We start from the raw sequence: 25,066 nt of genomic DNA on the forward strand, positions 1-25,066 counted from the left end.
GGCCAAAGGAAGAGGGCGGCACCGCCCTCTTCTTCGTTTCAGGCGCCGAACCTCACGCGCCTTCGAACACGGCCGCCATCCCCTGGCCGCCGCCAATGCACATGGTCTCCAGCCCGTAACGCACCCCGCGCCGCTTCATCTCGTGCAGCAGCGTCGTCATGATCCGCACCCCGGTGGCGCCGATGGGGTGGCCCAGCGAGATGCCCGAGCCATTCACGTTCAGCTTGTCGCGCTCGTCCCAGTCGAGCCCCTTGAGGCAGGAAAGCACCTGCGCCGCGAAGGCCTCGTTGATCTCCACCAACCCCATATCCGAAAGGCTCAGGCCGGTTTTCTGCATCACCTTCTGCGTCGCCGGCACCGGGCCGATACCCATGCGCGACGGGTCACAGCCGACGGCGGACCAGCCGGACAGAAAGGCCAGCGGCGTCAGCCCCAGCTCCTCCAGCTTGTCCTCCGCCACGATCAGGCAGGCGGCGGCGGCGTCGTTCTGCTGCGCCGCGTTGCCGGCGGTCACTGTCCCGTCTTTCATCAGTACCCGCAGCTTGGCCAGCTTCTCGGGCGTGCTGTCCGGCCGCACGCCCTCGTCACGCTCGAACAGCAACGGGTCGCCCTTGCGCTGCGGCACCGACAGCGGCACCACCTCGTCGGCAAACCGCCCATCCTCCCACGCCGCGGCGGCGCGGCGGTGGCTCTCGGCGGCAAAGGCATCCGCCTCCTCGCGGGTGATGCCGTAATCCTTCGCCAGGTTCTCGGCCGTCTCGATCATCCCCGAGATGTACCCGAACCGGTGTTCCGGCTGCGACCGTTCGCGCCCCCGGTCGAGCCGGTCGTAGAACTGCGTCGTCCCCGACCGTTTCCCCCAGCGCATGTCGGTCGTGTAGAACTCGATATTCGACATGCTCTCCACACCGCCTGCCAGCACCACGTCGCAGGCGCCGGTCTGCACCATCATCGCGGCCGTCGTGACGGCCTGAAGCCCGCCACCACAGCGCCGGTCGGTCTGCAGCCCCGGCACCTCGATCGGCAGCCCCGCATCCAGTGCGATCCACCGGCCCACACAGGGCGTTTCGGAATTGGCATAGGACTGGGCAAAGACCACGTCCTCGATCCGCGCAGGGTCGAGGCCGGTCTGCTCCAGCACGGCCTTGGTGACCGTCCCGCCCAGCACCTCGACGGGAACCGGGCGCAGGGCGCCGCCAAAGGCGCCCACGGGCGTGCGAAGGGGGTTTACGATAGCGGCGCGGCGCATGGCGTGCTCCTTGGCTTGCGGGATCAGCAGGGATCCCAGGTAAAGACATCCTGGCTGCGGTCGAGCGGGTAGAAGTTCGAGCGCAGGGCGGGAATGGCGTGGTCACGCACGGTTTCCGGCGTCCAGTCGTCACCGGTATGGACGGAACGCAGCGGGCGGCTTTGACCCATCAGGAAGATCTCGTTCTTCCGGACCGAGAAGATCTGGCCCGACACGTCCTTCGCATCGTCCGACCCCAGGAAAACCGCCAGCGGCGCGTTCTTCTCGGGCGTCATCTTCTTCAGCCCTTCGACGCGCGCCTTCTGATCGGGCGTATCGGCCGGAATGTTCGAGGTCATCCGGCCCCAGGCAAACGGCGCGATGCAGTTTGAGCGCACGTTGTACCGCTGCATGTCGAGCGCGATGGATTTCGACAGGCCGGCCACCCCCATCTTGGCCGCCGAATAATTCGCCTGTCCAAGGTTGCCGATCAGGCCGGAGGTCGAAACCATATGGATATACGACCCGCTCTCCTGCGCCCGGAAATGCTCGGCCGCCGCTCGGCTGACATAGAAGGCGCCATTGAGGTGGACGTTGACCACAGATTGCCAATGCTCGATCGACATCTTGTGAAACATCGCATCCCGCAGGATGCCGGCGTTGTTCACCACGATGTCGATCCGGCCGAAACTGTCGATGGCCGTCTGCACGATCTTCTGCGCGTTCTCCCATTCGGAGACGGAGTCGGTGTTGATCGCCGCCGCGCCGCCGAAGCCTTCGATCTCGGCCTTGGCCTCCTCCGCCGGGCTGGCAGAGCCGCCTTCGCCCGACAGCGAGACGCCGATATCGTTGATCACCACCTTCGCACCGGCCTTCGCCATGGCGACCGCGATGGCCCGGCCGATGCCATTGCCGGCGCCGGTGACGAGGGCGACCTTGCCGTCAAGTATGTTGCTCATTGCGTGTGTCCTTTCGGTCTTGGTCAGGGCAGGTCGAGGACCGCCTTGGCGAGAATGTTCTTCTGAACCTGCGATGTGCCGCCATAGATCGTGGCGGCGCGGGCGTTCATGAACTGGCTCATCATCGCGAGGTTCCGGTTGCCCTCGAGCGGGTCGAGCCACGCGCTGTCACTGCCCATCAACTCAAGCCCGTATTCGGTGATCCGCTGGTAAAGCGAGGTCTGGTTCAGCTTGAGGAACGACACCTCGGCGCCCAGCTTCTCGCCCCGCCGCAGCTTGTCGGCGATTTTCTCGAAGAGGCAGAGATGATCCTCCAGCTCCATCCGGAACCCGGCATAGCGGTCGACGAAAACAGGGTCGCTCAACAGGCCGTAATGCTCCCCCAGCCCACGCAGTTTCGAAAGCGCGTTCGACGCCTGCCGCGGCGAGCCGAGGAAGATCCGCTCGAACCCCAGCAGGTTCTTGGCCATTGTCCAGCCCTGGTTGACCTCGCCCACGATATTCTCTTTCGGCACGCGGACGTCGTCGAAGAACACCTCCGAGAATTCGTCATCCATCTCGAGGTTGATGATCGGGCGGGTGGTCACGCCGGGCGTGTCCATCGGGATCAGAAGAAAGCTGATGCCGGCCTGTTTCTTCGCCTCCTTGTCGGTGCGCACGAGGCAGAAGATCCAGTCGGCGTCACCGGCCAGCGTGGTCCAGATCTTCTGGCCGTTCACGACCCATTCGTCGCCGTCGAGCACCGCCTCGGTACGCAGGTTGGCGAGGTCGGAACCGGCATTGGGTTCGGAATAGCCCTGGCACCAGATATGCTCGCCCGAGATGATCTTGGGCAGGAAATGCGCCTTCTGTTCCTCGGTGCCGTAGTTGATCAGCAGCGGCCCAAGCAGCATCATGCCGTGGTCGGGGGTGCGGGCGGCGCCGAACTTCTCGAACTCCTCGACATAGATCAGCTGCTTCGACGCCTCGAGCCCCATGCCGCCATGCTCACGCGGCCAGGCCGGCGCAAGCCAGCCCGCCTCGGACAGGATCATGTACCACGGCTTGGCCTCCTTCCAGTGCAAACGCTTGGCCGGATAGCGGATATCCTCGGGGTGGTTTTCCCGCAGGAACCGCCGCACCAGCGCCCGGAAATCCGCATCGCTCAGCGCGTTGAAGTCCTCGTGTTGATAGGCGTCATAGGCCATCGCTCAGGCCTCCTCTTCGATGGGCTTGAGGGCGGCATAGGCGCGGCGGTGACACTCGGCGCTGCCGTACTGTGCCGCCATCACGATTGCCTTGCGCAGGTAAAGCCCGATATCGTACTCGTCGGTGAAGCCGATGCCCCCATGCAGCTGGATCGTCTCCCGCGTCAGCCTGAGGGCCGATTGCGTGGCGCGGGCCTTGGCCCTCGAGATTGCGGCATAGGTCTCCGGCGTGGGGCCGTCGCGATCCCAAAGCTGGGCCGCGTCCTCGACGCTGGCGCGCGACACTTCGAGCTCGAGCTTGAGGTCTACCGCCATGTGCTGAAGCACCTGGAACGAGCCGATGGGCCGGCCGAACTGAACCCGCTCCTTGAGATAGGCCACGGTCATGTCGAGCGCGCTGTCCATCAGCCCCAGCAGGTAGGCGGCCGTGGCAAGCGCCGCTTCGGCAAAGGCGGGGCGGGGGTCGGCCGCGATCACCTTGCCTCGGGCCTTGTCGAACGTGACCCGGGCGAGCGTTGTCCCATCCTGCGCCTTCTCCGCGGCAACGGTCACACCCTCGGCATCCGCCTGAACCAACGCCGCACTATCGGTGCCGATCACCAGAAAGGCGTCGGCGCCGCCCGCCACCGGAACATAAAACTTGGTGGCGCTGACCTTGTCGCCCTCGGCACCCAGCGGTTTCTCCGGTCCGATGGCATCGCGGCTGTCCTGCCACGCCGGCAGAACAAGCGTGTCGCCCGCCAGGTGCGCGGCAAGCGTGTCGCCATCGAGCAGGGCAGCCGTCAAGGCCCCCGGCACCAGCGGTTCCGGCATAAGCCCGCGCCCCACTTCCTCGGCCAGCGCGCAATAAGGCAGCAGGCCAAGCCCGACACCGCCTTTGTCTTCGGGCAGGCGCAGCGCCGGCCATCCCATATCGCACATCTCGCCCCAGACCGCCCGGTCAAAGCCCGGATCGGTGAAGCGCAGCTTCCGCACGCGCGACAGATCCCCGTGAGACACGATGCCCCGGGCGCTTTCCCGGATCATGTCGATCGAGGATTGTACGTCTTCCGATATCATCTCACCCTCCCGTCCCGGTGGTTTCGACCTGTCCGCCGTCGATGACGATGACGTCCCGCTCGACCACGCGGGCCTGGAAACGGCCATCGTTCCAGATCTCCGTGCGGATCGTCTCGCCCGGGAAAACCGGCTTGGAAAAGTTCAGCCGGATCGAGCGCAGGCGCTCGGGCTGATACCCGGCAAGGCTCTTGAGGATGGCGTGATAGGCCACACCCATGGTGCAGAGCCCGTGCAGGATGGGCCGGTCAAAGCCCGCACGAATGGCAAGGTCGGGGTCGCTGTGCAACGGGTTGAAATCGCCATTCAGGCGATAGAGCAACGCCTGCTCGGGGTGGGTTTTCATGTCGATGCTGTGATCGGGCGCCGTCTGGGGCGCCTCGGCCCGCGGCATCTTCTCACCCGGAGATCCCCCGAACCCGCCGCCGCCCCGGATGAAGAACGTGCGGTTCAGCCGGGCGAAGAACACCCCGTTCTCGTCGCGAAGCTGTGTCTCGGCCTGCACCAGCGCCGCCTTGCCTTCACCCTTGTCAATGATGTCGGTGATATGTGTCCGGCTTTCCACCTCGCCGGACTTTGGCAACTCGGCCAGGATCTCGAAGGCCTGCGAGGCATGCAGCACGGCTTTCGGGTCGACGCCTGACGCCGGGTCGCCCATCCAGAACCCGGGATGCGCCATCACCAGAACCATCGAGGGCACCACCTCCGGCCCCTGCAGGGGGTCGACAAAGCGCAGCTGCTCCCGGTCAAGCGGGTCGCGGCCCAGCCCGATCGAAAGCGCGTAGAGCGCGATATCGTTCGGCCTCAGGGTCTCGCGCACGTGGGGAACCGGAAAAGCCTTCAGTTTTTCGATGTCGATGGTCATGCCGTCGCCTTACGTCGTTGATATCGTGGCCGTCATTGCGGTGTACCCGCCCGGCCCCTCGGCCCAGAGCGCGTGCGACTGGTCTTCGTCCCGCCGCCCGCGCAGGGCGACGTCGCCGCCCGAGAACAAGGGCGCGCGCCCGCGAAACGAAAAGCTCCGCGGCGCGGCGCCAACATGCTCGCGAAACCCCTTCATCAGCAGCGTCGCGGTCAGGGGCCCGTGCATGACAAGCCCCGGATAGCCCTCGTCCTGCGTGGCATAGGGCAGGTCGTAATGAATGCGGTGGGCGTTGAAGGTCAGCGCCGAGAACCGGAACAGCACGATCGGGTCAGGCCGGAACATGTCCTGCCAGTCATGCGCCGGGGTCTCGGCGCCGGGGTCGGGTTCCGGCTGACGGGTCGTCGAATGCCCGCGATAGACGATGTCCTGCTCTTCCTCCACGGCCAGCCCGTCATGGCCGGACAGCCGGTGTTTGAGCGTCAGAAAAACCAGATCGCCCTGCTTGCCGGATTTCTCCTTCACCGAAAGGATCTCGGTCTCCCGCGTCACCGTCTCGCCAACCCGCAGCGGGGCGTGAAACACCAGCCGGCCACCGGCCCACATGCGGCGGGGCAGGGGGATCGGAGGCATGAAGCCCGTGCGCTCGGGGTGCCCGTCGGGGCCGAGCCCCGACCGCGCGGTCGTCGGTGCGAAGTAGAACCAGTGCCACAGGGGCGGCAGCGGGTCGCCATCGCCGAAAGCCGCGCCATCGTCGTATAGCGCGGCAACGCGTCGGGCGTGCTCGGCGTGGAACCTGTCCTGTGCCGTCTCCGTGCGGCCGATCCAGTCCTGCAGGTCGGGATCATGGGTGCTGGTCAAGCCGGAACCTTCTCGTTGCTTCTGGTGGTCACGATGGGATGCCCCTGTGTCAGGTCGCGGGCTTGAGAAAATCCGGCCGCCGCTTTTCTTTGTGAGAGGCCAGCCCCTCCTTCACCTCCGGTCCGGTGAAGCCCAGAAGCTCAAGCGCGAGCGAGGCGTCGAAGGCCGGCCCGGCGCTGCGCATCCAGTTGTTCAGCGCGTGCTTGGTGAAGCGGATCGCGGTCGGCGCCCCCGCCGCCAGCTTGATGGCCGCCTCCATCGCCTTGTCCTGAAGCTCGTCATCCTCGACCGCGGCCGAGACGAGCCCGATGCGCTCGGCCTCTTCGCCGGACATGGGCTCACAGAGCAGCAGGTGATATTTCGCCTTCGCCACCCCGCACAGCAGCGGCCAGACGATCGCGGCATGATCGCCCGCCGCCACGCCCAACCGCGTGTGCCCGTCGACGATCTTTGCGGTCTTCGCGGCGATCGAGATGTCAGCCATGAGAGCGGCCACAAGCCCCGCGCCAACCGCCGGGCCGTTGATCGCCGACACGATCGGCTTCTCGCAATCGAGGATGTTGTGAACCAGGCTGCGCGCCTCGTGCCAGACCCGGACGCGCGCCTCGTAACTGTCGATCATCTCCTCGACCAGGGCGAAGTCGCCACCCGCTGAAAAGGCGCGGCCCTCGGCCTTCAGCAGAACCGACCGCACGTCGGGATCCGAGTGGATCTCTGGCCAGATCTCGGCAATTTCGGCATGGCCGACGCTGTCGAGCGTGTTCAGCCGGTCAGGGCGGTTGAAGGTGATGCGCAGCACGCCGTCTTCCGGCATGTCGACACTGAACGCGGTGTAGCGGGAATAGTCTTTCATCGGTTGCTTCCTCAGCTTGCGGAGGTTTCGCTCAGGGCGCCGATCTCTTGCAGCGCCGATGGGTTGTCGAGCGACGACAGGTCGCCCGGCGTCTCGTTGCAATAGCTTTGCCGGATCAGGCGCCGCATGACCTTGCCGGATCGGGTCTTGGGCAATTGGCGCACGATATGCACCTTGCTGGGCCGGAAGGGTTTGCCAAGACGGTCGGCCACTGCGGTGGCACAGGTGGCGGCAAGGTCTTCCGGATCGCCATTGAACTCGGGCTTGGGGATCATGAAGACCACGAGCTTCTGCCCCTTCACCGGGTCGGCCACGCCCACCGCGGCGGCCTCGCTGACACCTTCCAGCTCGAGCACGACATCCTCCACCTCGGCGGGGCCGAGGCGTTTGCCGGCCACCTTGATGGTGTCATCCGACCGGCCCATCATCAGGAACGAGCCATCCTCGGTCTTGAGCGCAAGGTCGCCATGCACCCAGCACCCGGGAATGGTCGACCAGTAGCTGTCGAGATAACGCGCGTCGTCCTGCCAGAAAGAGGCCGTCATGCCGATGAACGGCTCGCGGATCACCAGCTCGCCGATCTCGCCCTCAACCGGCTTGCCGGCATTGTCGGTGACGGTGACGTCGATGCCCGGCGTGGCGGTATTGAACCCGCCCGGCGCAATCGGCCTCACCTGCACCGAGGAGAGCAGTGCACCGGAGACCTCGGTGCCGCCGGTGTAGTTGATCAGCGGGCTGCCGGGAGACGCGAAATGGTTCTGGAACCATATGAAGTGTTCGCGGTCGATCACCTCGCCCGCCGTGATCAGCAACTCGACACTCGAGACATCATGTTTGAGCGCAAGGCTCTCATTCGCCGCCAACCCGCGGATCAGGGTCGGGGCCGAGCCGTAATGGGTGATCTTGTGGTCCTCGATCAGCTTCGACATCCGCGACCAGTCCGGGAAATCGGGCGCGCCGTTGTATAGCACCAACGTCGCCCCGCGCATGAGCGCCGTGGCCAGTACCAGCGTCCCGGCAATCCAGCCCATGTCGGCGGGCCAGCAGAACGTGTCGCCCTGGCCCACGTTGAAATGCACCGCCGAGTCGTGCGCGATGCGCAGCGGGAAGCCGCCATGAGTGTGCACGGGCCCTTTCGGCTTGCCCGTGGTCCCGGAGGTGAAGATCACCATGAACGGATCCATCGGCTCCATGATCTCGACCGGTTTGCCGTCGTCGGCTGTAGCAACAAGATCGTTCCAGTTGACGCCGGTCTCCGGCGTGGCGACGCCGGGGGCACATTTCCAGATTACCGTCTCGAGCGAGGGCAGCGCTTCGGTGACCGCATGCACCACGGGCTGCATGTCGACATATTTGCCCCGTCTGGTGAAGCCGGTCGTGGCGATGATGGCCTTGGCCTTGCTCGGTTCCAGCCGCGAGATGACCGCCTCGCTGCCAAAGCCGGAAAAGAGCGGCACGACGATGGCACCGATGGCCGCCAGCGAAAGAACCGACACCGTGGCCTCGATCCCGTTGTCGCAGAGAAGCCCCACCCGGTCGCCCCGCGTGATGCCGCGGGCCCGCAGCCCGGCCGCGAACCGGCGGACCTTGTCCTTTAGTTCGGCATAGGTGGCCCGGGCGACGCTCCCGTCTTCCTCTTCGGCGACAAGAGCCAGCTGATCGGCGGTTTCCGGCGCTTCGCCAAAGCCCAGTACGGTATTGACCCAGTTCAGTTTTCCGCCGGGAAACCAGCTGGGAAACTCCTTGCCTCGCGAGAGATCGACATATGACACGGGCGGGGTGTCCCACTTGATGCCGAGATAGTCGATGGCAACGAACCAGTACCGTTCCGGCTCCTCGATCGAGAGCTTCAGAAGGCTGTCGTAATCCTGAAGCCCCATGGAGGCAGCCAGCTTCAGGGCATGCGCCTTCTCGAAATGGCGCGGCTCGGGATGCCAGGTCTTTGCGTCGGTCATGTTCCGGTCTCCGAATTCTTTACCGGCCATCGAAGTGCAGGGGCAGCGGACCGCGGGCCGCGCCCCTGCGAGAGGGTTCGCCGGCCCGTTGCCTCGCTGGTTCGGAGAGGCCACGGGCCGGCGACTCCTAGCTACCTAACATATGTTCGAATGGCCAGTCAGTGGATGCCAATGCTGCTAAAGGGCCAGCCTATGCCGGCTGTGGCCCTCTTGTCAGGCATCGCAATGGCTTGGCGCACCGCCGATGTAAGTCGCATCGAGATCGTATTTTCCGATCATTTCCCGCACGATGTTCAGCACGGTCTGCTCCACCTTCATGCTCGCCAGAGACGCCGTGCGCGTCTGCTTGCGGGCAAGGTAGGTGGTGCGCAGGAAGGTGGGCGCAACGATCCGGGTCAGCGCAAGCTTGTTGCTGGCCAGACCGTTTGCCACCGCCGCACGCGGCAGGATGGTGCAGGCGCTCGCGCGGCTCACCAGCTCGATGATCTGCGACAGCGAGTTCAGCTCGACCACCACGTCCAGGTCGATTCCGTTGGCCTGGGCGAAGCTATCCATCGCGCGCCGCGCACTGTGCGGGCGGCTGGGCAGAACCAGGGGAACCTTGCCGAGCTCTTCCACCCGGATGGTCGCGTTACCTTCGGCATCGGGCGCGACGGGCATGTCGTCGGGGGCCGAGACAAGGAACATCTCTTCCTCCATCACCGGGGTGATCTGGATGTCCTGGTTCTGGGGGTTGGCATAGACGAACCCGAAATCGATTGTTTCGTCGGCGAGCCATTCCTGGATATGACCTGACAGCCCCTCGGTCAGCTCAAGCTTGATGCTCGGCAATTCGAGGCGGCTGGTTTCTGCCAGCGGCACGCTGGCGATATGGCTGAGCGAGGGCGGCAGCCCGATGGAAACCGTGCCGCTCATGTCATGGCCAAGCTGGCGCAGGCTGTTGGTGATCTTGTCCGCCACGTCGACAAGCGACTTGCCTTCGAGCGCGAGATACCGTCCGGCCTCGGTCAGGGTGACGCCGCGCGGGCTGCGGATGGCCAGGCGCGTGTTCAGTTTCTTCTCCAGCCGGGTGATGTTCTCCGACAGCGACGGTTGCGCAACGCCAAGAGCGTTGGCCGCCTTGGAAATCGACCCGAGCTGGTCGAGCATCATCAGGTAATAGACATGCTTGATGTCTATGGCGGGTGCTTGGAACTTGGTGTGAATCATTGCGGCTCCTCCCTAAAAAGCCATGACCGCCATTGGCGATCATCTCCCATAGGGAAACCTGATAGGGCATCGCGCGATTCGAATCCACGAAAAAATAACAACCGTTAGGTAGGTAGCGTTCAGGGCCGTCGCATGCCCGCCAATCCCCTTTGAAACAAAGGATGAATGCATGCAGAAAACGTAATCGGGGAAGTGCGGAAGCTGCACCGACGGCCGTTGCGCCGGTTCAGACGATGCCGTCGGCCTTGAGCCTCTTGATGTCGTCTTCGCCCATCTCAAGCGCCTTCAGAAGGTCGAAGGTGTCGGCCCCAAGTTCGGGCGCCATGCGCCGGTCGGTGCTGTCGGCGCTGCGGGTGTGGATCGACCGGGCGACAAGCGGAAGAGGCTTGCCATCGTCCGAGACCGAGAGATCTTCAACGTAGTCGTCGAACCCCTTGAAGTTCAGCGTGTCCGCCGGTGTAAGGCACCGGCACGCGGGCACACGGTTGGCGGATAACTCGTCAAGGCATTGGCGGAAGGTGCGTGTCTTGCACCAGTCGGCCATGATCCTGCTGAGTTCCTCGCCATTCTCGCCGCGGTCGCTGTCTGTCGCGTAACGCGGGTCGTCGACCAGCTCGGGCATCCCCATGAGGTTGGCCCAACGGCGGAACATCGCATCGCCGATCACCTGCACCATCACCCATCCGTCGGTGGCGGCGTAAAGGTCGGAGGGCCCGGCGATGGGGCTGCGGTTGCCCATCGGCTTGCGAGACCGATAGCCCGAAGCCTCTTCCATCAGCATCGGGTTCATCATCGTCAACGCGGTGCCCATCAGCGAACAGCTGACATGCTGGCCCTGGCCCGTCTTCATACGCTCGATTACGGCCGTCATCGTGGCAAACGCGGCTGACATGGCCGTGGCGTAATCGACATAGGAGACCGCCGCGCGCGTCGGGCGCTGGCCATCGCCGGTCAGGTACATGCTGCCGCTCAGGGCCTGACCCGTGCCATCGAACCCGACGCGATCACGATCGCGCCCCGAGGCATCGAAGGCCGAAATGGACGTCAGGATGATGTCCGGCTTGATCTTGCAGAGGCTTTCGTAATCCAGCCCCAACTTGTGCAGAGCGGCATGCGGAACATTGACGACAACGATATCCGTGGTGGCGATAAGCCGTTCCAGCACGGCGCGCCCGGCTTCGGTCGAGAAATCCAGCGTCAGCGATTTCTTGTTGTTGTTGACTTGAAGGTAAAGCCCGCCGCGCCCCTCGATGCCGACAGGCATGACGACCCGGTCAGTCGCGCCTTCGGGCGGTTCGACGCGGATCACCTCGGCGCCCTCGTTCGCCAGCAGGTGAGAGCAATAGGGCGCCGCGATGTAACGGCCGAAATCCAGAACGCGGAGCCCGGAAAGGACCGGCCCGGTTGTCTTTTGCATCCCTGCCGTCGCGTCTGCCCGCAAGTCGTCCTCCTGTCGCCGATGCTGGCAAGGCCATGGCATCGAAGCGAAAAATCCTTCTAACAAATGTTAGATTTATTTGCCGCCGGCAAGACGGTCAACAAGACAGTTTTTTGCGGTAGGCATTCCGGGTGGAGCTAAAAGAAAAACCTTTCGCTCCAGTGCGGGCTCAAAGCATCCCCCCGTCCTTCGCGGCCCGTTCCAGGGGCTCTCGATGGTCTGGATGGGCGACGGCGATCATGGTGCCGACGCGCTGCTTGAGAGAAAGTCCACGCAGGTCGGCGATGCCGTGCTCGGTGACGATCACGCAACTGTCGGCACGAGGCACCGAGACCGGGCCGGATAACTGCGCAACGATACGACTGCGGTCACGCGCCGTGGAGGGCAGGGCGACGATCGGCACGCCGCGTTCCACGGAACCGGCTGCCCGCAGGAAATCGATGATTCCCCCGACGGCGCCGACGTATCGCCCGCCGGCAACCTCGGAATTGATCTGCCCTGTCAGGTCGACTTCGACCGCCGAATTCACGGCGACGAAGTTCCCGAGCTGCCCCAGGATCATCGGGTCGTGCGTGTATTCCGTTCCGCGAAGCTCCAGGGTCGGATTCCGGTGCGCAAAGGCGCGCAGTTCGGCGCCGCCCATCAGCACGCCGCCGATGCTGAGACCTTTGTCGACGGCCTTGCGGGCATTGGTTACGGCGCCCGACCTGTGCAGGCAGGCCATACCATCGCCGATGCTGCCCGTATGCACCCCGAGGTCGCGCCGGTCGGACAGCTGGGCCATGACCGCGTCTGGGATGGTGCCGATACCCGTCTGCAAGGTTGCGCCGTCCTCGATGAGGCTAGCGGCGTTCCGGCCGATCGCATCGGCCACCGGGTCGATCTTGATTTCTGCGTCGGCAGGCAAGTCCTCGTCGGACGCAAGGAGCAGGTCGAAATCGCCCTTTGCAAGATAGGGCCCGCCGTGGGTCCAGGGTACATCGGGATGAACTTCGGCCAGCACCACGCGGGCATGTTTGAGCGGCTCGGTCAGGTATTCCCGCGCCATGCCGAGGCTGTAGCGCCCCGCGTCATCAGGCGGAGAAACCTGAAGCATCATCACATCGACCCGCAGCGCGCCGGAGCGCACCAGATGAGGCAGCCGCGAATAGTGAACAGGCAGGATATCGAGCGCGCCGCTCGGGGCGAGCTTGCGGGTGGTGCCGCCCCCGCCATAGGCGAGGAAATCCATCGCGTCGGCATGCTCGGGCTGCAATTGCCCGGAAAGCCCGATACCAAGGAAAACGCGGACGCGGCCGACCTCGTGGCGCTGCTCCACAAGGTTTCGGATCAGGCGGCGGGGCTCTGCGTGGGATTGCCCCCACATGATCGTGTCGCCGGGTCTGATGAAAGAAGACAGATCGGGGTCTGGTGACTGGGGCATCCGGAAGCCGGCCTTTCCTTCATCGTGGCGCGCCGGCACACTAGGCGGGGCACGTCATGCCCGGAACAGCGATTTCCCGCGAGTGGCCAAAGGGTCAGCCTTTGCCGGAGAGCGCAGGTGTAATGGTGTGGTGCTGGCTCAGCCGTGGGGCTTGGGCGAAATGCCGTTCATGGTGGTTTCGACGACCATGTCGACCACGTGCTCGATCTTCATGTGCTCGATATTCGCCCATTCCGGCGCCCGGTTCAGACCGCTCAGAATGTACGGCGCAAAGAGATCGAGATCGAGGTCGGCGCGGATTTCGCCCGTGGCCTTGCCCTGGGCAATCAGGTCTTTCCAGAAATCGGCATATTTCTTGCGGACGATCCGCCCCTGCCGCTTGATGACCGGTGTGAGGTGTTCATAGACCTGCATCAGGGGCAGTTCGCGGTCGACCTTGCAGGAGATGTGCACATGCACCGCGCGGCGCAACCGGTCGACGAACGGCGTGGACGCCGGCAGGTCTTCGACCGCGCTGCGCACCTGTTCCAGCAGCGTTTCAGTGCCCTTGTTCATGATCTCGACGACAATCTCGTCCTTCGAGGCGAAATGGTAATAGAGGCTTCCGGCCTTGATGTTCACCCGCTGCGAGATCGAACGCATCGTGCAGGCGTTGAACCCCTCGCTGACGATCAACTGCGCTGCCGCTTCGAGGATGCCTTCCCGGGTTGCATTTTCCTGGCCCGTGGCGCCGCGGCCTTTCCTGGGTTTTCTGGCGGAAGCAGCCTGGTTCATCTGCAACTTATCCTTTTTCGTTCCTGCGGCCTGTCAACCATTAGGTATGTGATCCGGCTTTGGATGTCCATGTTGCCACGGTGCCGCGGCGCGTCTGTCCTTCAACTTGCCTCCGCCTCTGCAGCGGGCGATTTGGGTGCCGGATGCCGGCAAACCGCGAACCCCTGTGCGGTTCACAATATTGGCGTGGAGCGCACCGTTCCTGCAAGGTCTCCTGTCCAGAGCGTCAATCCTCCTATGCCCCCTATGGCAAATCGTGCATCCACGCCCCTTGGCGTGGACATGTACACGATCGATCAGGATATACAAACAGACGTTAGACAGGATGAACGGAGGCAGGATGACCGGAAGACTCGACGGAAAAGTGGCGCTCGTGACCGGGGCCGGCGGCGGCATCGGCGCGGCGATCTGTGACAGGTTCATCGCTGAAGGCGCCCGCGTGCTGGCAGCCGATATCTCCGACGAGGCGATCGCGCGTGCAGTCAAGGCCGCGGAAGGAAGCGAGCGCCTTCTGCCGATGACATGCGACATTACCGAGCCCGGTGATGTGCAGGCCGCCGTCACCCGCGCCGTCGAGGTCTTCGGCAAGCTCGACACGCTCGTCAACGCCGCCGGAGGCTCGACCCCTCATGATGGCCGCGTGACGGAAGCGCCGGACGAGGAATTCTGGCGGGCGATCCGGCTCGATCTCTACGGCACATTCCTTGTCTGCAAGCATGGCGTTCCCGAACTGGTGAAGGCCGGGGGCGGAGCCGTCGTCAATTTCTCGTCGATGGTTGCCAAGATGGCCCTGCCGGAGCGTGATTGTTACACCGCCGCCAAGGGCGGGGTTTCGGCCCTCACCCGTTCAATGGCGCAGGAATATGCCCAGGACGGGATCCGCGTGAATGCCATCGCGCCCGGGCTTACACTCTCCGAACGCGTGCGGGGTCTCGTGGAGGAGCGGGACGAACTCAGGAAGCTTGCCGATCAATGCCTTCTCGGCCCCAACGACCCATTGGACATGGCATACATGGCGGTCTACCTCGCGTCCGACGAGGCACGGCGGACCACTGGCCAGATCTTGTCGGTCGACAGCGGCGTGACCATCTACTGAGGCATGGCCCAAGGTTCAATCGGCAAGCGCCCCGCACAGGTTGGGGCGCTTGCTTTCGACCTTTCTGCTCCGCTCACAGCTTCTCGGTGAGTTCCGGCACGACGGTGAAGAGGTCGCCCACGAGGCCGTAATCGGCCACCTGGAAGATCGGCGCCTCTTCGTCCTTGTTGATCGCGACGATGATCTTGGAGTCCTTCATCCCGGCAAGGTGCTGGATGGCCCCCGAGATGCCGACCGCGACATAGAGGTCCGGCGCCACGACCTTGCCGGTCTGACCGACCTGCCAGTCGTTTGGCGCGAAGCCCGAGTCGACGGCCGCGCGCGACGCGCCGACGGCAGCGCCCAGCTTGTCGGCCAGCTTCTCGATGATCGCGAAGTCTTCCTGGGAGCCAACGCCGCGGCCGCCCGAGACGACGATCCCCGCGCTGGTCAGTTCCGGACGATCGCTCTCGGCCACCTTGTCCTCGACCCATTCCGACAGGCCGGGGTTCTCGGCCGCCGAGGTGGTCTCGATCGGGGCGGCCGATTGCTCGCCCGCGGCGTCGAAATTGGCGGTCCGGATCGAGACGACCTTCTTGGCGTCCTTCGATTTCACCGTCTGGATGGCGTTGCCCGCGTAGATCGGGCGCTCGAACGTGTCGGCGTCGACGACGCCCGAGACATCCGAGATCACCATCACGTCGAGAAGCGCGGCCACCCGGGGCAGCACGTTCTTGGCGTCGGTGGTGGCGGGCGCGACGATGTGGTCGTAATCGCCAGCCAGCGACACGATCAGCGCGGCGGTGGACTCGGCCAGCCGGTGCCCCAGCGAGTCGTCCTCGGCCACCAGCACCTTCGAGACGCCCTCGATCTTGGCGGCCGCTTCGCCCGCGGCGGCGGCGGAGCCCCCGGCGCAGAGCGCGGTCACGTCACCGAGGTTGGCACAGGCGGCCACGGCCTTGGCGGTGGCGTCCAGCGCCAGTTCGCCGGAATTCACTTCGGCAAGAAGAAGAACAGCCATTACACGACTCCCTTTTCTTTGAGTTTGGCAACCAGCGTATCCACGTCCGGCACGATCTCACCGGCCTGGCGCGCTTCCGGCTCGTCGGTCTTGACCACCTCGAGGCGCGGGGAAACGTCGACGCCGTAATCCTCGGCGGTCTTCTCGTCGAGCGGCTTCTTCTTCGCCTTCATGATATTCGGCAGCGACGCGTAGCGCGGCTCGTTGAGGCGCAGGTCGACCGTCACGATGGTCGGCATCTTCACCTTGATGGTCTGCAGACCGCCATCCACCTCGCGGGTGATCTTGGCGTGATCGCCCTCGATGTCGAGCTCGGACGCAAATGTGCCCTGGCTCCAGCCCAGCAGCGCCGACAGCATCTGCCCGGTGGCGTTCATGTCGTTGTCGATCGCCTGTTTCCCGGCGATCACCAGGCCCGGCTGCTCTTCCTCGACCACTTTCGCGAGGATCTTGGCCACCGAGAGCGGCTCGATATCGGTATGGACGTCATCGGCAGCCACGACCAGGATCGCCCGGTCCGCGCCCATCGCCAGCGCCGTGCGCAGCGTCTCCTGCGCCTGCTTCACGCCGATCGAAACGGCCACGACCTCGTCGGCCTTGCCCGCTTCCTTCAGACGGATCGCCTCTTCCACGGCAATCTCGTCGAACGGGTTCATCGACATCTTGACGTTGGCGAGATCGACACCCGATCCATCCGCTTTCACGCGGACCTTCACGTTGTAGTCGATCACGCGCTTGACAGGTACCAATACCTTCATCGCGTATCTCCCTGGGGTTCAGAACGACCTTGGCATGCCGAGGACATGCTGGCCGATGTAACTTAGGATCATGTTGGTCGAGATCGGCGCCACCTGGTACAGCCGCGTCTCCCGGAACTTGCGCTCGACATGGTATTCCTCGGCAAAGCCGAAGCCGCCGTGGAACTGGATGCAGGCATTCGCCGCTTCCCAGCTTGCCTTTGCCGCCAGGTATTTCGACATGTTGGCCTGTGCGCCGCAGGGCTCGTTCGCGTCGTAAAGCCGGCACGCCTCGAACCGCATGAGGTTGGCCGCCTCGGTCTCGATATAGCTTTCGGCGATGGGGAACTGCACGCCCTGGTTCTGCCCGATGGGCCGGCCAAAGACGACACGTTCGGTGGTGTAGGCAGTGACCTTGTCGAGGAACCAGTAGGCGTCGCCGATACATTCGGCGGCGATCAGCACGCGCTCGGCGTTCAGCCCGCTCAGCAGATGCTTGAAGCCCTGGCCTTCAGTCCCGATAAGGTTCTCCTCGGGTACCTCGACGTTGTCGAAGAAAAGCTCGTTGGTCTCGTGGTTGACCATGTTGGCGATGGGGTTGATCGTCAGCCCGTTCTTCTGCGCCTCGGCGATGTCGAGAATGAAGATCGACATGCCGTCCGACGGCTTCTTGCATTCCTCTATCGGCGTGGTCCGGGCCAGCGCGATCATGATGTCGGAGTGTTGCACCCGGCTGATCCAGACCTTCTGGCCGTTGAGGATGTACTTGTCGCCCTTCTTGACCGCGGTGGTCTTGATCTTCGTCGTATCCGTGCCGGTCGTGGGCTCGGTCACGGCCATGGATTGCAGGCGCATCTCGCCGGCTGCGATCGCAGGCAGGTATTTTTTCTTCTGCGCCTCCGAGCCGTATTTGATCAGCGTATTGATCACGTACATCTGACCGTGGCAGGCGCCGGAATTGCCGCCCGAGCGGTTGATCTCTTCCATGATCACCGATGCCTCGGCCAGGCCCAGACCGGACCCGCCGAATTCCTCGGGGATCAGCGCGGCAAGCCAGCCTTCCTTGACCAGCGTATCCACGAACTCCTCGGGATAGGCGTTTTCCTGGTCGACCTTGAGGTGGTAATCGTCGGGGAAGTTGGCGCACAGCGCGCGAACCCCGTCGCGAATGTCCTGATACTGGTCTGGGCTCTGCTGGATCATGGTCTCGTCCTCTGCTGGCCACGCGTGATGTCGGTTGGCCTTGAGCAGCTAACAAATGTTAGGTGCCAAGGCAATCTCGTGGCTCCCCGTACGGGCGCACAGGGGTCATAAGCTCACCCTATGGCCGGTCACGGGAGCATGGCATGGGGCGGGTGGGCCAATGCTGACGGAAGGTGGTTAAGCATTTGAAATGCCGTGAATTTGCGGTCTTCGCCGGTTAAGCCTATGCCGCAACGGCCCACCGGATCCCCCAAACCTCCATTTTGCCAAACTAACATTCGCTTGATAGCGCACGGCTTCAACGCTACCCGGGAAAGCATCACCGGGGCAGGGGCGCAGGTCACCGCGCCGGACCCGGACCAGCAAGGAGACAGCCGTGCCGGACACCATGCTTTTCGAACCGCTGCAACTGCGCGGGGTGACCCTGCCGAACCGCATCGCCGTTTCGCCAATGCAGGTCTACATGGCAGATGCAAAGGGCATGGCGAATGACTGGCATCTGCACCACCTCGGCAAGTTCGCGACCGGTGGGGCAGGGCTGGTCTTCACCGAAGGGCTGATCGTCGACCCGGTCGGCCGCAGCACGTACAGCGACTGCGGCATCTGGACGGATGCACAGATACCCCCATTGCGGCGAATTACCGACTTCCTGCGCGCGCAGGGCGCCGTGCCGGCCGCGCAACTTCATCATGCCGGCGCCAAGGCCGCCCGGCGCCGGGCATGGGAAGGTTTCAGCGCGCTCGACGACGAGGATGCCGCGAAGGGCGAGCCGCCTTGGCAACCCGTGGGCGTGAGCGAGGCGCGCACGCTGGCCAAGTACCACGCCCCTCGCGCCATGACCGACGAAGAGGTCGCCGCCATCCCCGAGACCTTCGCTCAGGCCGCCAGGCGAGCGGATACCGCCGGGTTCGACGTGGTCGAACTGCATGGCGCGCATGGCTACCTGATCCATTCCTTCCTGAGCCCGGTGTCGAACACCCGAGGCGCCCCATATGGCGGCAGCCCCGAGGCCAGGATGAAGCTCGCCCTCGACGTGGCGGAAGCGGTGCGAGAGGTCTGGCCGGCGCGCAAACCCCTGTTTGTTCGCCTGTCCTGCGTGGACGGCGTCGAAGGTGGCTTGTGCATCGAGGACAGCGTGAGGCTTGCCCATGAGCTGAAGGCCCGCGGCGTGGACGTGATCGATTGTTCGTCGGGCGGCATCCGGTCGGCAACGTCGAGTTCTTCCTCCGGCCCGCCAAAGCCGGGCTTCCAGGTGCCCTACGCCGACCAGATCCGACGGGAGGCAGACCTGGCCACCATGGCCGTCGGTCTGATCCTGAAGGCGCAACAGGCCGAAGATATTCTCCGGAACGGCGATGCCGACATCATCGCACTCGGCCGGGCCGTGCTTGAAGATCCGAACTGGGGCCTGCGCGCGGCGCATGAGCTGGGTCTCGACCCGAACCGCGACCGTTGGCCGAACCCATACGCCTGGGCGGTGCGGGCACTCGATGCCGCCCGCGATGCCGGGTGAAGACCCGACCGCGCCACGAAAGAACAGGAGATCAGGGATGTACGAGATAGACACCGAAACCGGCTGGAGCGAAATTCCAGGGACCTCCGGCCTGGCCGTGAAGCTGCTCAGCGGCGATTTCGACGAAGCGAACGCGCGCGGCTTCCGCACGCGGTATGTCCGGTTCGAGCCCGGCGGGGAGACGTTCGAACCCTTTACCCATACTTATTGGGAGGAAGTCTATCTCGTCGAGGGTGCGCTGGTCGCCAAGGAAGACGGACGGTCACTCGAAGCGCCCGCCTATGTGATCCGGCCGCCCGGCACGCCGCACGGCCCGTTCATTTCGCCCAAGGGCTGCCTGCTTCTGGAAATTCAGTACTTCGCGGAGCGTGCCCCGGGCGAAACCGATTATCTGGACCCCAAAGCCCCCACCTAGGCGCTTTTGTTACCGCCCGAAGGCGCATCACTTCGATCGAACCTGCGCGCCCGCGGCTTCTTCGATCAGCTGGATGATGCTGGTGAAGTCGTCGCCGCCGCGGCCCTCCTGCGCGGCGCGGTCCCACAGCCGGGTGGCGGCCTGCATCGTTTCCACGGGAACATCCAGCTCCGCGGCTTCGCTCAGGCCGAGCTTGGCGTCCTTCTCGACGATCGAGAGATGCGCGCCGAAGTCGAACCCACCCGTCAGGGCCGCCTTGGCCAGAATGGTGGCGGCGGCGCTCTGCCCGGTGCCGGCGGTCAGAACCTCCATCATGGCATCCGGATCGAGCCCGGCCTTGGCGCCCATGACCAGGCCCTCGGAGGCAATGACCATGTTGGCGGCCATCATCGCGTTGTTGACCACTTTCATCACCTGCGCCTGCCCGGGGGTCTGGCCCAGAACGTAGGTCTGCCGCCCGATCCGGTCGAGCCACGGCACTACGCGGTCAAGCGCCTCCTGCGCGCCGGCGGCCAGCATGGCCAGGCGGCCTTCTCGCGCGGCGGGCGGGCCGCCGGTGATCGGGGCGTCAACCGCCAGGATACCAGCCTTGGCAAGACGGTCGGCGATGCCCTCCATGCACGTCTTGCCGATGGTGGACATCTCTGCGTAGACGCGCACAGCGCTTCCGTGCACCACCCCGTCAGAACCGTAAGCGACGGCCTCGCTGACGCCTTGGTTCGGCAGGCAGGCAAAGACGACCTCGGCCGCGTCAGCCACTTCCCGGGGCGAGCCGTGCCCGATCGCCCCGCGCGCGGTGAAGCGGTTCATCGCCTCGGATGACGTGTCGAAGACGTGCAGTTCCGCGTCGTCCCCCAACAGCCGCTCGGCCATTGCGGCGCCCATCTGCCCGAGGCCGATATAGCCCAGTTTGGTCTTTTGGGTCATGTCCCTGTCACCACCTTTGTTGCCGGAGGAAAAGTCGAAGCGCGAGCGCTGTTACTGGCGCGATTCACATGTTGTTCCAAAGCGGGTCGAGCCCGGGCGTGTCGAGCGACCTTGCGCAAAGATGCCCTTCCCGGATCGCTGTCTGAAGGTTGCGCGGAGACATTGCGTCGCCAACGAAAAAGACGTTCGGCCCGGTCTCCGTGAATGCCATCCACTCGTCACGAAAGGTCTGCCGATAGGTCACCAGAACGGTCGTGTCGGCGGGCACGGTTTCCGGCCTGACGCCTTCGACGGGCCGAACCTCGACCGAGCCTTCGTTGATCGCCAGGACAAGCGAGTCCGCCAGTATGCGGAAGTTGCCAAGACGGTAGAAGCGGCGCAGCGCCGCCTGCGCGCGCCCGGTTTTCTCTATGTCCGGGGCAAAGATCGGGTGGCGCGTGACATAGGTGACGTCGAGCCCCCGCTCGAGCAGGTGCTCGCACACGCCGATCGCCTCGTAATGACCGACATCGTCCAAGACGACGGCACTATTCCCGAGATCCCGGCCGGCATCGTGGATCAGGTCGTCGGGCCGGATGACATTGGCACCGGGGGCGATTTCGACCTCGAGATGCGGAGCCGCCGTCTGAACGAACGCCTCCTCCATGTGCATGGCTCCGGTGGCGAGGATGACCACGTCCGGCCCCAGCGCGACAATCTCGTCCGGCTCCATGTAACTCGAGACGTGAACGTCGACACCAAGGCGGAAAATCTCTCGCTCCTGCCACTTGGTGATATCGCCGATGCCGTGGTTCTTGGGGAAATGCGCAGCCATGTTGATCTGCCCGCCCAGGTCCGGCGCCGCCTCGTAGAGCGAGACCTTGTGGCCGGCCAGCGCCGCAACGCGGGCGGCCTCCATCCCGGCCGGGCCACCGCCCACGACCACCACGTTCTGCGGCGTCTCGGACGGCACGATCAGGTGTTCGCCCAACTGCGCCTCGTACCCCACCACCGGGTTCACCGCACAGCCCATCCGGCCCGAGAACAGCCCACCGATACAGCCCTGATTGCAGGCGATGCAGGGCCGAACTTCCTCGGGGCGCCCCTCGAGTTCCTTCCGGACAAGATGCGCGTCGGCAATCGTTGCCCGCACCATGTTGATCATCTCGCCATCGCCCGCCCGCAACGCCTGTTCGGCATCATCCAGCGTGCCGAAGCGCCCGACGATCAGACGGGGAATGCTCACGCCCTTGCCGATCTCCCGCGCGTCGGGAAGCTGGTAGCCCGCCGACTGGTCCATCCCGGCATAGCGTTCGACATGGAAATAGTAGTCGCCCTGCGAGATATCGACGAAATCCAGCAACCCCTTGTCTTCCAGGTGCAGGATCGCGGCGTTGACATCTTCCGAGGCGAGGATGCTCTTGTCGCAGCTAGAGCCCATCCGCGCGCCGAGGGCGAAATCCGGTGGCACGCTGGCGCGGATGTCGCTCAGCACTTCCTCTAGAAACCGCATCCGGTTTTCGAGAGAGCCACCATAGGCATCTGTCCGGGTGTTCAGCCTGGGCGACAGGAATTGCGAGAAGAGATACCCGTTCCCGGCCAGAACCTCGGCCCCGTGCAAACCCGCCTTGGCCAGCCGCGCGGCAGCCGCGCCGTAAGACCGAACCAGCTCGGCGATCTGCCGCCCCGACATCTCGATCGGGGGCATGCGGGAATAGCGGCCGGGCAGGGTGGTCACCGACCAGGGCGGGCCGCCATTTGGCGCCGCCTCGATCCCGCCGCCATGCCACAGCTGGTTGAACAGCTTCATGCCCGTGGGTTCGATCGCCTCGACCAGCCGGGCGAGTTGCGGGATTGCGCTGTCGTCGGTCAGTTGCAGCGAGAAATTCGACGTCCGATGAATCGACACCCCTTCGAGGATCGACAACCCGATCCCGCCGCGCGCCCGCTCGAGGTGATAGTTGATATGGTCGTCATTCACTTCGCCCTTGGAAAACAAGGTCGCATGCGCCGACCTTACCAGCCGGTTGGGCAGGGTGACGGGCCCGACACGAAGTGGCGACATGGCGTGTTTGTACGTGTCTGACATCAGGCTAACCGACGTGCCGCGCGGATCAGATGGAGCGGCGTGACGTGATGCCGCCGTCAAGCGTGACGATTGTACCGGACGTGTAGCCAGATCGCGGCGAGGCGAGGAAGGCAAACAGGTCGGCCACCTCGCGCACACTGGCCGCCCGGCCCAGCGGGTATTGCCCCATCAGCTCCGTGTAGCGGCTTTCGTCATCCCAGGCCTCCTTCGCCCGCGTCTTCATGATCTTGACGATCCGGTCGGTGGCCACCGGGCCCGGGTTGATGCCGACCACGCGGATGTTGTCGTCAAGGCTCTTGCCGCCAAGCGCGCGGGTGAACCCCATAAGGGCGGCGTTCCCGGTAGAGCCGGCGATATAGCGGAAATCCGGGTTCTCGCCACCATTGCCGATATTGTTCAGTATGACACCGCCACCGGCCGCCTTCATACGCTTGTAGAACTCGCGGCACAGGTCGATATAGCCGAAGACCTTCACCTCCCAGCCGGCCCGCCACGCATCGGCGTCGACCTGCCACAGATCCCCCCCCGGGATGGCCCCGGCATTGTTGACCAGGATATCCACCGCGCCCACCGCCTCGGCAATGCCTTCGGCCGCATCGCGTGACGAGATATCGAATTCGTGAACGGTGACATCCGTGCCGTGTGTCTCGCGCAGCTTGGCCGCATTGGCGTTCAGCTTGTCGGCGGATCGGGCAACAAGATGCAGGTTGCATCCTTCCTCGGCGAATACCTCGGCCAATCCCGCGCCGATGCCCTGCGATGCCCCGGTGATGAGTACCGTCTTCCCGCTCAGTCTTAAGTCCATGCTGCATGCCTATTTTGCTGGATGTCCGAGGCCGTAAGGCCAAACCTGTATCCCGCGGCCCTGCACGCACGTCGAATTGAGCGTAGGCCCACTCCGATATTTCGCGCCAAGGCGCGACACTGTCCGTAAGGATGCCCCGGGATCATGCGTGGCACGCTATATATCTCGGGTCCGCTTGTGAACGAGGCGATTGATTTCGGGGACATAGGACCGGCCTATGGAGCCAAGCTAACTATTGTAAGTTTGGGGGTCGGGCAATATCCCTCGTAGATATTCATCCAAATGCAGGAGGAGGTGCTGAGATGACTATCTTCAACAAGTGCGCAACGTCGGGGGCTGCCATGCTGGTGGCGTCCTTCGCGGCGGCGCCCATGGCTCAGGCAGAGGAGGTCATCAAGCTTGGCCTGTCCACGCCGTTGTCGGGGGCTGCGGCCATCTGGGGCAAGGGCGCGGAATTCATGTGCGAAACCGCCGCCGAGGAAATCCGCGAAGCTGGCGGTGTCTCCGTTCAGGGCGAGACCTATTTCTTCGAATGCCTGTCCTACGACAACAAGTACAACGCGGCCGAGGGCACCAAGGTCGCCCAGGCGCTGTTCAACCGCGAAGGCGTGAAGTTCATCGGCGGCAGCCTGGGCACCGCGCCGGTCAAGGCCCTTCAGTCGCTCGCCGAGCGCCAGGGCGCGCTGGTCTTCACCACCGCATGGGGCGCCAGCCTGAAGGGGCCGGAACACCCGACCACCTTCACGCAGATGAACACCCCGGGCGAGATCCTGCCCGAGCTCATCGGTTACATCGTCGAGCAGCATCCGGACGCCGCGAGCGTGGCGATGCTCAACCCCAATGACGCGACCGGTCAGGAAACCGAAGAAATCGCCGCCCAGGTCTGGGGCGAAAAGGAAATCGAGATCGTCGCCAGCGACTACTACGAGCGCGGCACGACCGAGTTCCAGCCCATCGCGGCACGTCTGGCCTCGTTCGAGCCCGACATCATCGACCTCGGCGCGACGCCGCCGGCCGATGCGGGCGCGATCTTCAAGGAACTCGCCGTGATCGGCTGGGACGGCGTGAAGGTCGTCGAGGTCGGAACGGGCGCTGACGGCCTCAAGGCAACCGGCGGCGATGCGGCCGAAGGTGTCTACATGGGCGCCGGCGTGACCTTCAACCCCGACACCGCGACCGAGCACCAGATCGAGGTAAACGAGCGCGCGAAGGAAGCCATCGGTGAATCTCTGAACGCCGTGCAGATTGGCTTCTACGACTCGCTCTTCGCCCTGAAAGCGGCCATGGAAGCTGCAGACAGCGTCGAACCGCAGGCCGTCGCCGAAGCCATGCCCGACGTCACCTTCAAGACGTTCTACGGCAGCGAAATCGGCTTCTACGGTGAAGAGCGCTATGGTCGCGTCCAGCAGATGCGCCTGCCGATCATCGTGACCCAGGTGCAAGACGGCGAACTCGTCGAAGTCGGCCGCCTGACGCCCTGACGCGATAACAGCAACC

General features: G+C 64.4%; 22 protein-coding genes. 4 read left to right on the forward strand and 18 right to left on the reverse strand.

The window, feature by feature from the left end; all coding sequences use genetic code 11:
- Positions 1-52 precede the first annotated feature (52 nt).
- The 12 genes from RIdsm_RS05715 to RIdsm_RS05770 all read right to left on the reverse strand — a co-directional run bounded on the left by RIdsm_RS05715 (position 53) and on the right by RIdsm_RS05770 (position 13,805).
- On the reverse strand, positions 53-1,249 hold the full coding sequence (locus tag RIdsm_RS05715) for an acetyl-CoA C-acetyltransferase (protein WP_057821117.1): 1,197 nt from the start codon (positions 1,247-1,249) through the stop codon (positions 53-55).
- Between the two features lie 23 nt (positions 1,250-1,272).
- Positions 1,273-2,187: an SDR family NAD(P)-dependent oxidoreductase gene (locus tag RIdsm_RS05720; protein WP_057821119.1), complete on the reverse strand. Its 915-nt coding sequence runs from the start codon at positions 2,185-2,187 to the stop codon at positions 1,273-1,275.
- Positions 2,188-2,210: 23 nt separating this feature from the next.
- The gene (locus RIdsm_RS05725) at positions 2,211-3,374 is read right to left on the reverse strand and encodes an acyl-CoA dehydrogenase family protein (protein ID WP_057821122.1); all 1,164 of its coding nucleotides are present in this window, start codon (positions 3,372-3,374) and stop codon (positions 2,211-2,213) included.
- Positions 3,375-3,377: 3 nt separating this feature from the next.
- Positions 3,378-4,433: an acyl-CoA dehydrogenase family protein gene (locus tag RIdsm_RS05730; protein ID WP_057821124.1), complete on the reverse strand. Its 1,056-nt coding sequence runs from the start codon at positions 4,431-4,433 to the stop codon at positions 3,378-3,380.
- A 1-nt stretch (position 4,434) separates the two neighbouring features.
- Positions 4,435-5,295, reverse strand: coding sequence for a MaoC/PaaZ C-terminal domain-containing protein (locus RIdsm_RS05735; protein ID WP_057821126.1), 861 nt, complete (start codon positions 5,293-5,295; stop codon positions 4,435-4,437).
- Between the two features lie 9 nt (positions 5,296-5,304).
- Entirely contained in the window at positions 5,305-6,153 is an 849-nt protein-coding gene (locus tag RIdsm_RS05740) for an HTD2 family dehydratase (protein WP_057821128.1), read from the reverse strand.
- A 49-nt stretch (positions 6,154-6,202) separates the two neighbouring features.
- Entirely contained in the window at positions 6,203-7,006 is an 804-nt protein-coding gene (locus RIdsm_RS05745; protein ID WP_057821130.1) for an enoyl-CoA hydratase/isomerase family protein, read from the reverse strand.
- Between the two features lie 11 nt (positions 7,007-7,017).
- The gene (locus RIdsm_RS05750; RefSeq protein ID WP_057821132.1) at positions 7,018-8,961 is read right to left on the reverse strand and encodes an AMP-binding protein; all 1,944 of its coding nucleotides are present in this window, start codon (positions 8,959-8,961) and stop codon (positions 7,018-7,020) included.
- Between the two features lie 213 nt (positions 8,962-9,174).
- Positions 9,175-10,170, reverse strand: a complete 996-nt coding sequence (locus tag RIdsm_RS05755) for a LysR family transcriptional regulator (protein WP_057821134.1) — start codon at positions 10,168-10,170, stop codon at positions 9,175-9,177.
- A gap of 226 nt (positions 10,171-10,396) precedes the next feature.
- The gene (locus RIdsm_RS05760; RefSeq protein ID WP_057821136.1) at positions 10,397-11,587 is read right to left on the reverse strand and encodes a CaiB/BaiF CoA transferase family protein; all 1,191 of its coding nucleotides are present in this window, start codon (positions 11,585-11,587) and stop codon (positions 10,397-10,399) included.
- A gap of 190 nt (positions 11,588-11,777) precedes the next feature.
- Positions 11,778-13,031: an acetyl-CoA hydrolase/transferase family protein gene (locus RIdsm_RS05765; RefSeq protein ID WP_057821150.1), complete on the reverse strand. Its 1,254-nt coding sequence runs from the start codon at positions 13,029-13,031 to the stop codon at positions 11,778-11,780.
- A 138-nt stretch (positions 13,032-13,169) separates the two neighbouring features.
- A complete protein-coding gene (locus RIdsm_RS05770) occupies positions 13,170-13,805 on the reverse strand; it encodes a TetR/AcrR family transcriptional regulator (RefSeq protein WP_057821138.1) in 636 nt (211 codons plus the stop codon).
- Positions 13,806-14,145: 340 nt separating this feature from the next.
- On the opposite strand from RIdsm_RS05770, the gene RIdsm_RS05775 reads away from it, so the two are divergent.
- Complete coding sequence (locus RIdsm_RS05775; protein ID WP_057821140.1) at positions 14,146-14,901, forward strand: SDR family NAD(P)-dependent oxidoreductase; 756 nt, start codon at positions 14,146-14,148, stop codon at positions 14,899-14,901.
- A 73-nt stretch (positions 14,902-14,974) separates the two neighbouring features.
- On the opposite strand, the gene RIdsm_RS05780 is transcribed toward RIdsm_RS05775, so the two are convergent.
- Genes RIdsm_RS05780 through RIdsm_RS05790 form a run of 3 tightly spaced genes read right to left on the reverse strand, consistent with a single transcriptional unit; the run spans position 14,975 to position 17,841 of the window.
- Positions 14,975-15,901, reverse strand: coding sequence for an electron transfer flavoprotein subunit alpha/FixB family protein (locus tag RIdsm_RS05780; protein ID WP_151175211.1), 927 nt, complete (start codon positions 15,899-15,901; stop codon positions 14,975-14,977).
- On the reverse strand, positions 15,901-16,659 hold the full coding sequence (locus RIdsm_RS05785; RefSeq protein WP_074940193.1) for an electron transfer flavoprotein subunit beta/FixA family protein: 759 nt from the start codon (positions 16,657-16,659) through the stop codon (positions 15,901-15,903). Before RIdsm_RS05785 ends, RIdsm_RS05780 begins: the two co-directional genes overlap by 1 nt.
- An 18-nt stretch (positions 16,660-16,677) precedes the next feature.
- The gene (locus RIdsm_RS05790; RefSeq protein WP_057814396.1) at positions 16,678-17,841 is read right to left on the reverse strand and encodes an acyl-CoA dehydrogenase family protein; all 1,164 of its coding nucleotides are present in this window, start codon (positions 17,839-17,841) and stop codon (positions 16,678-16,680) included.
- A gap of 376 nt (positions 17,842-18,217) precedes the next feature.
- Between RIdsm_RS05790 and RIdsm_RS05795 the strand changes: the two genes are divergently transcribed.
- Positions 18,218-19,354: an NADH:flavin oxidoreductase/NADH oxidase gene (locus RIdsm_RS05795; protein WP_201455558.1), complete on the forward strand. Its 1,137-nt coding sequence runs from the start codon at positions 18,218-18,220 to the stop codon at positions 19,352-19,354.
- A 37-nt stretch (positions 19,355-19,391) separates the two neighbouring features.
- Complete coding sequence (locus RIdsm_RS05800; protein ID WP_057814398.1) at positions 19,392-19,769, forward strand: cupin domain-containing protein; 378 nt, start codon at positions 19,392-19,394, stop codon at positions 19,767-19,769.
- Positions 19,770-19,796: 27 nt separating this feature from the next.
- Here RIdsm_RS05800 and RIdsm_RS05805 read toward each other — a convergent pair whose 3' ends face one another.
- The 3 genes from RIdsm_RS05805 to RIdsm_RS05815 form a co-directional block, all read right to left on the reverse strand.
- A complete protein-coding gene (locus RIdsm_RS05805) occupies positions 19,797-20,696 on the reverse strand; it encodes an NAD(P)-dependent oxidoreductase (RefSeq protein ID WP_057814399.1) in 900 nt (299 codons plus the stop codon).
- Between the two features lie 64 nt (positions 20,697-20,760).
- Positions 20,761-22,764, reverse strand: coding sequence for an oxidoreductase (locus RIdsm_RS05810; RefSeq protein WP_057814401.1), 2,004 nt, complete (start codon positions 22,762-22,764; stop codon positions 20,761-20,763).
- Between the two features lie 25 nt (positions 22,765-22,789).
- Positions 22,790-23,569 (reverse strand): SDR family oxidoreductase, encoded by a 780-nt coding sequence (locus RIdsm_RS05815; protein ID WP_057814403.1) that lies wholly within the window; start codon positions 23,567-23,569, stop codon positions 22,790-22,792.
- Positions 23,570-23,871: 302 nt separating this feature from the next.
- Between RIdsm_RS05815 and RIdsm_RS05820 the strand changes: the two genes are divergently transcribed.
- Positions 23,872-25,050, forward strand: coding sequence for an ABC transporter substrate-binding protein (locus RIdsm_RS05820; protein WP_057814405.1), 1,179 nt, complete (start codon positions 23,872-23,874; stop codon positions 25,048-25,050).
- Positions 25,051-25,066 lie beyond the last annotated feature (16 nt).

Source organism: Roseovarius indicus, assembly GCF_008728195.1.
Lineage (GTDB): Bacteria > Pseudomonadota > Alphaproteobacteria > Rhodobacterales > Rhodobacteraceae > Roseovarius > Roseovarius indicus.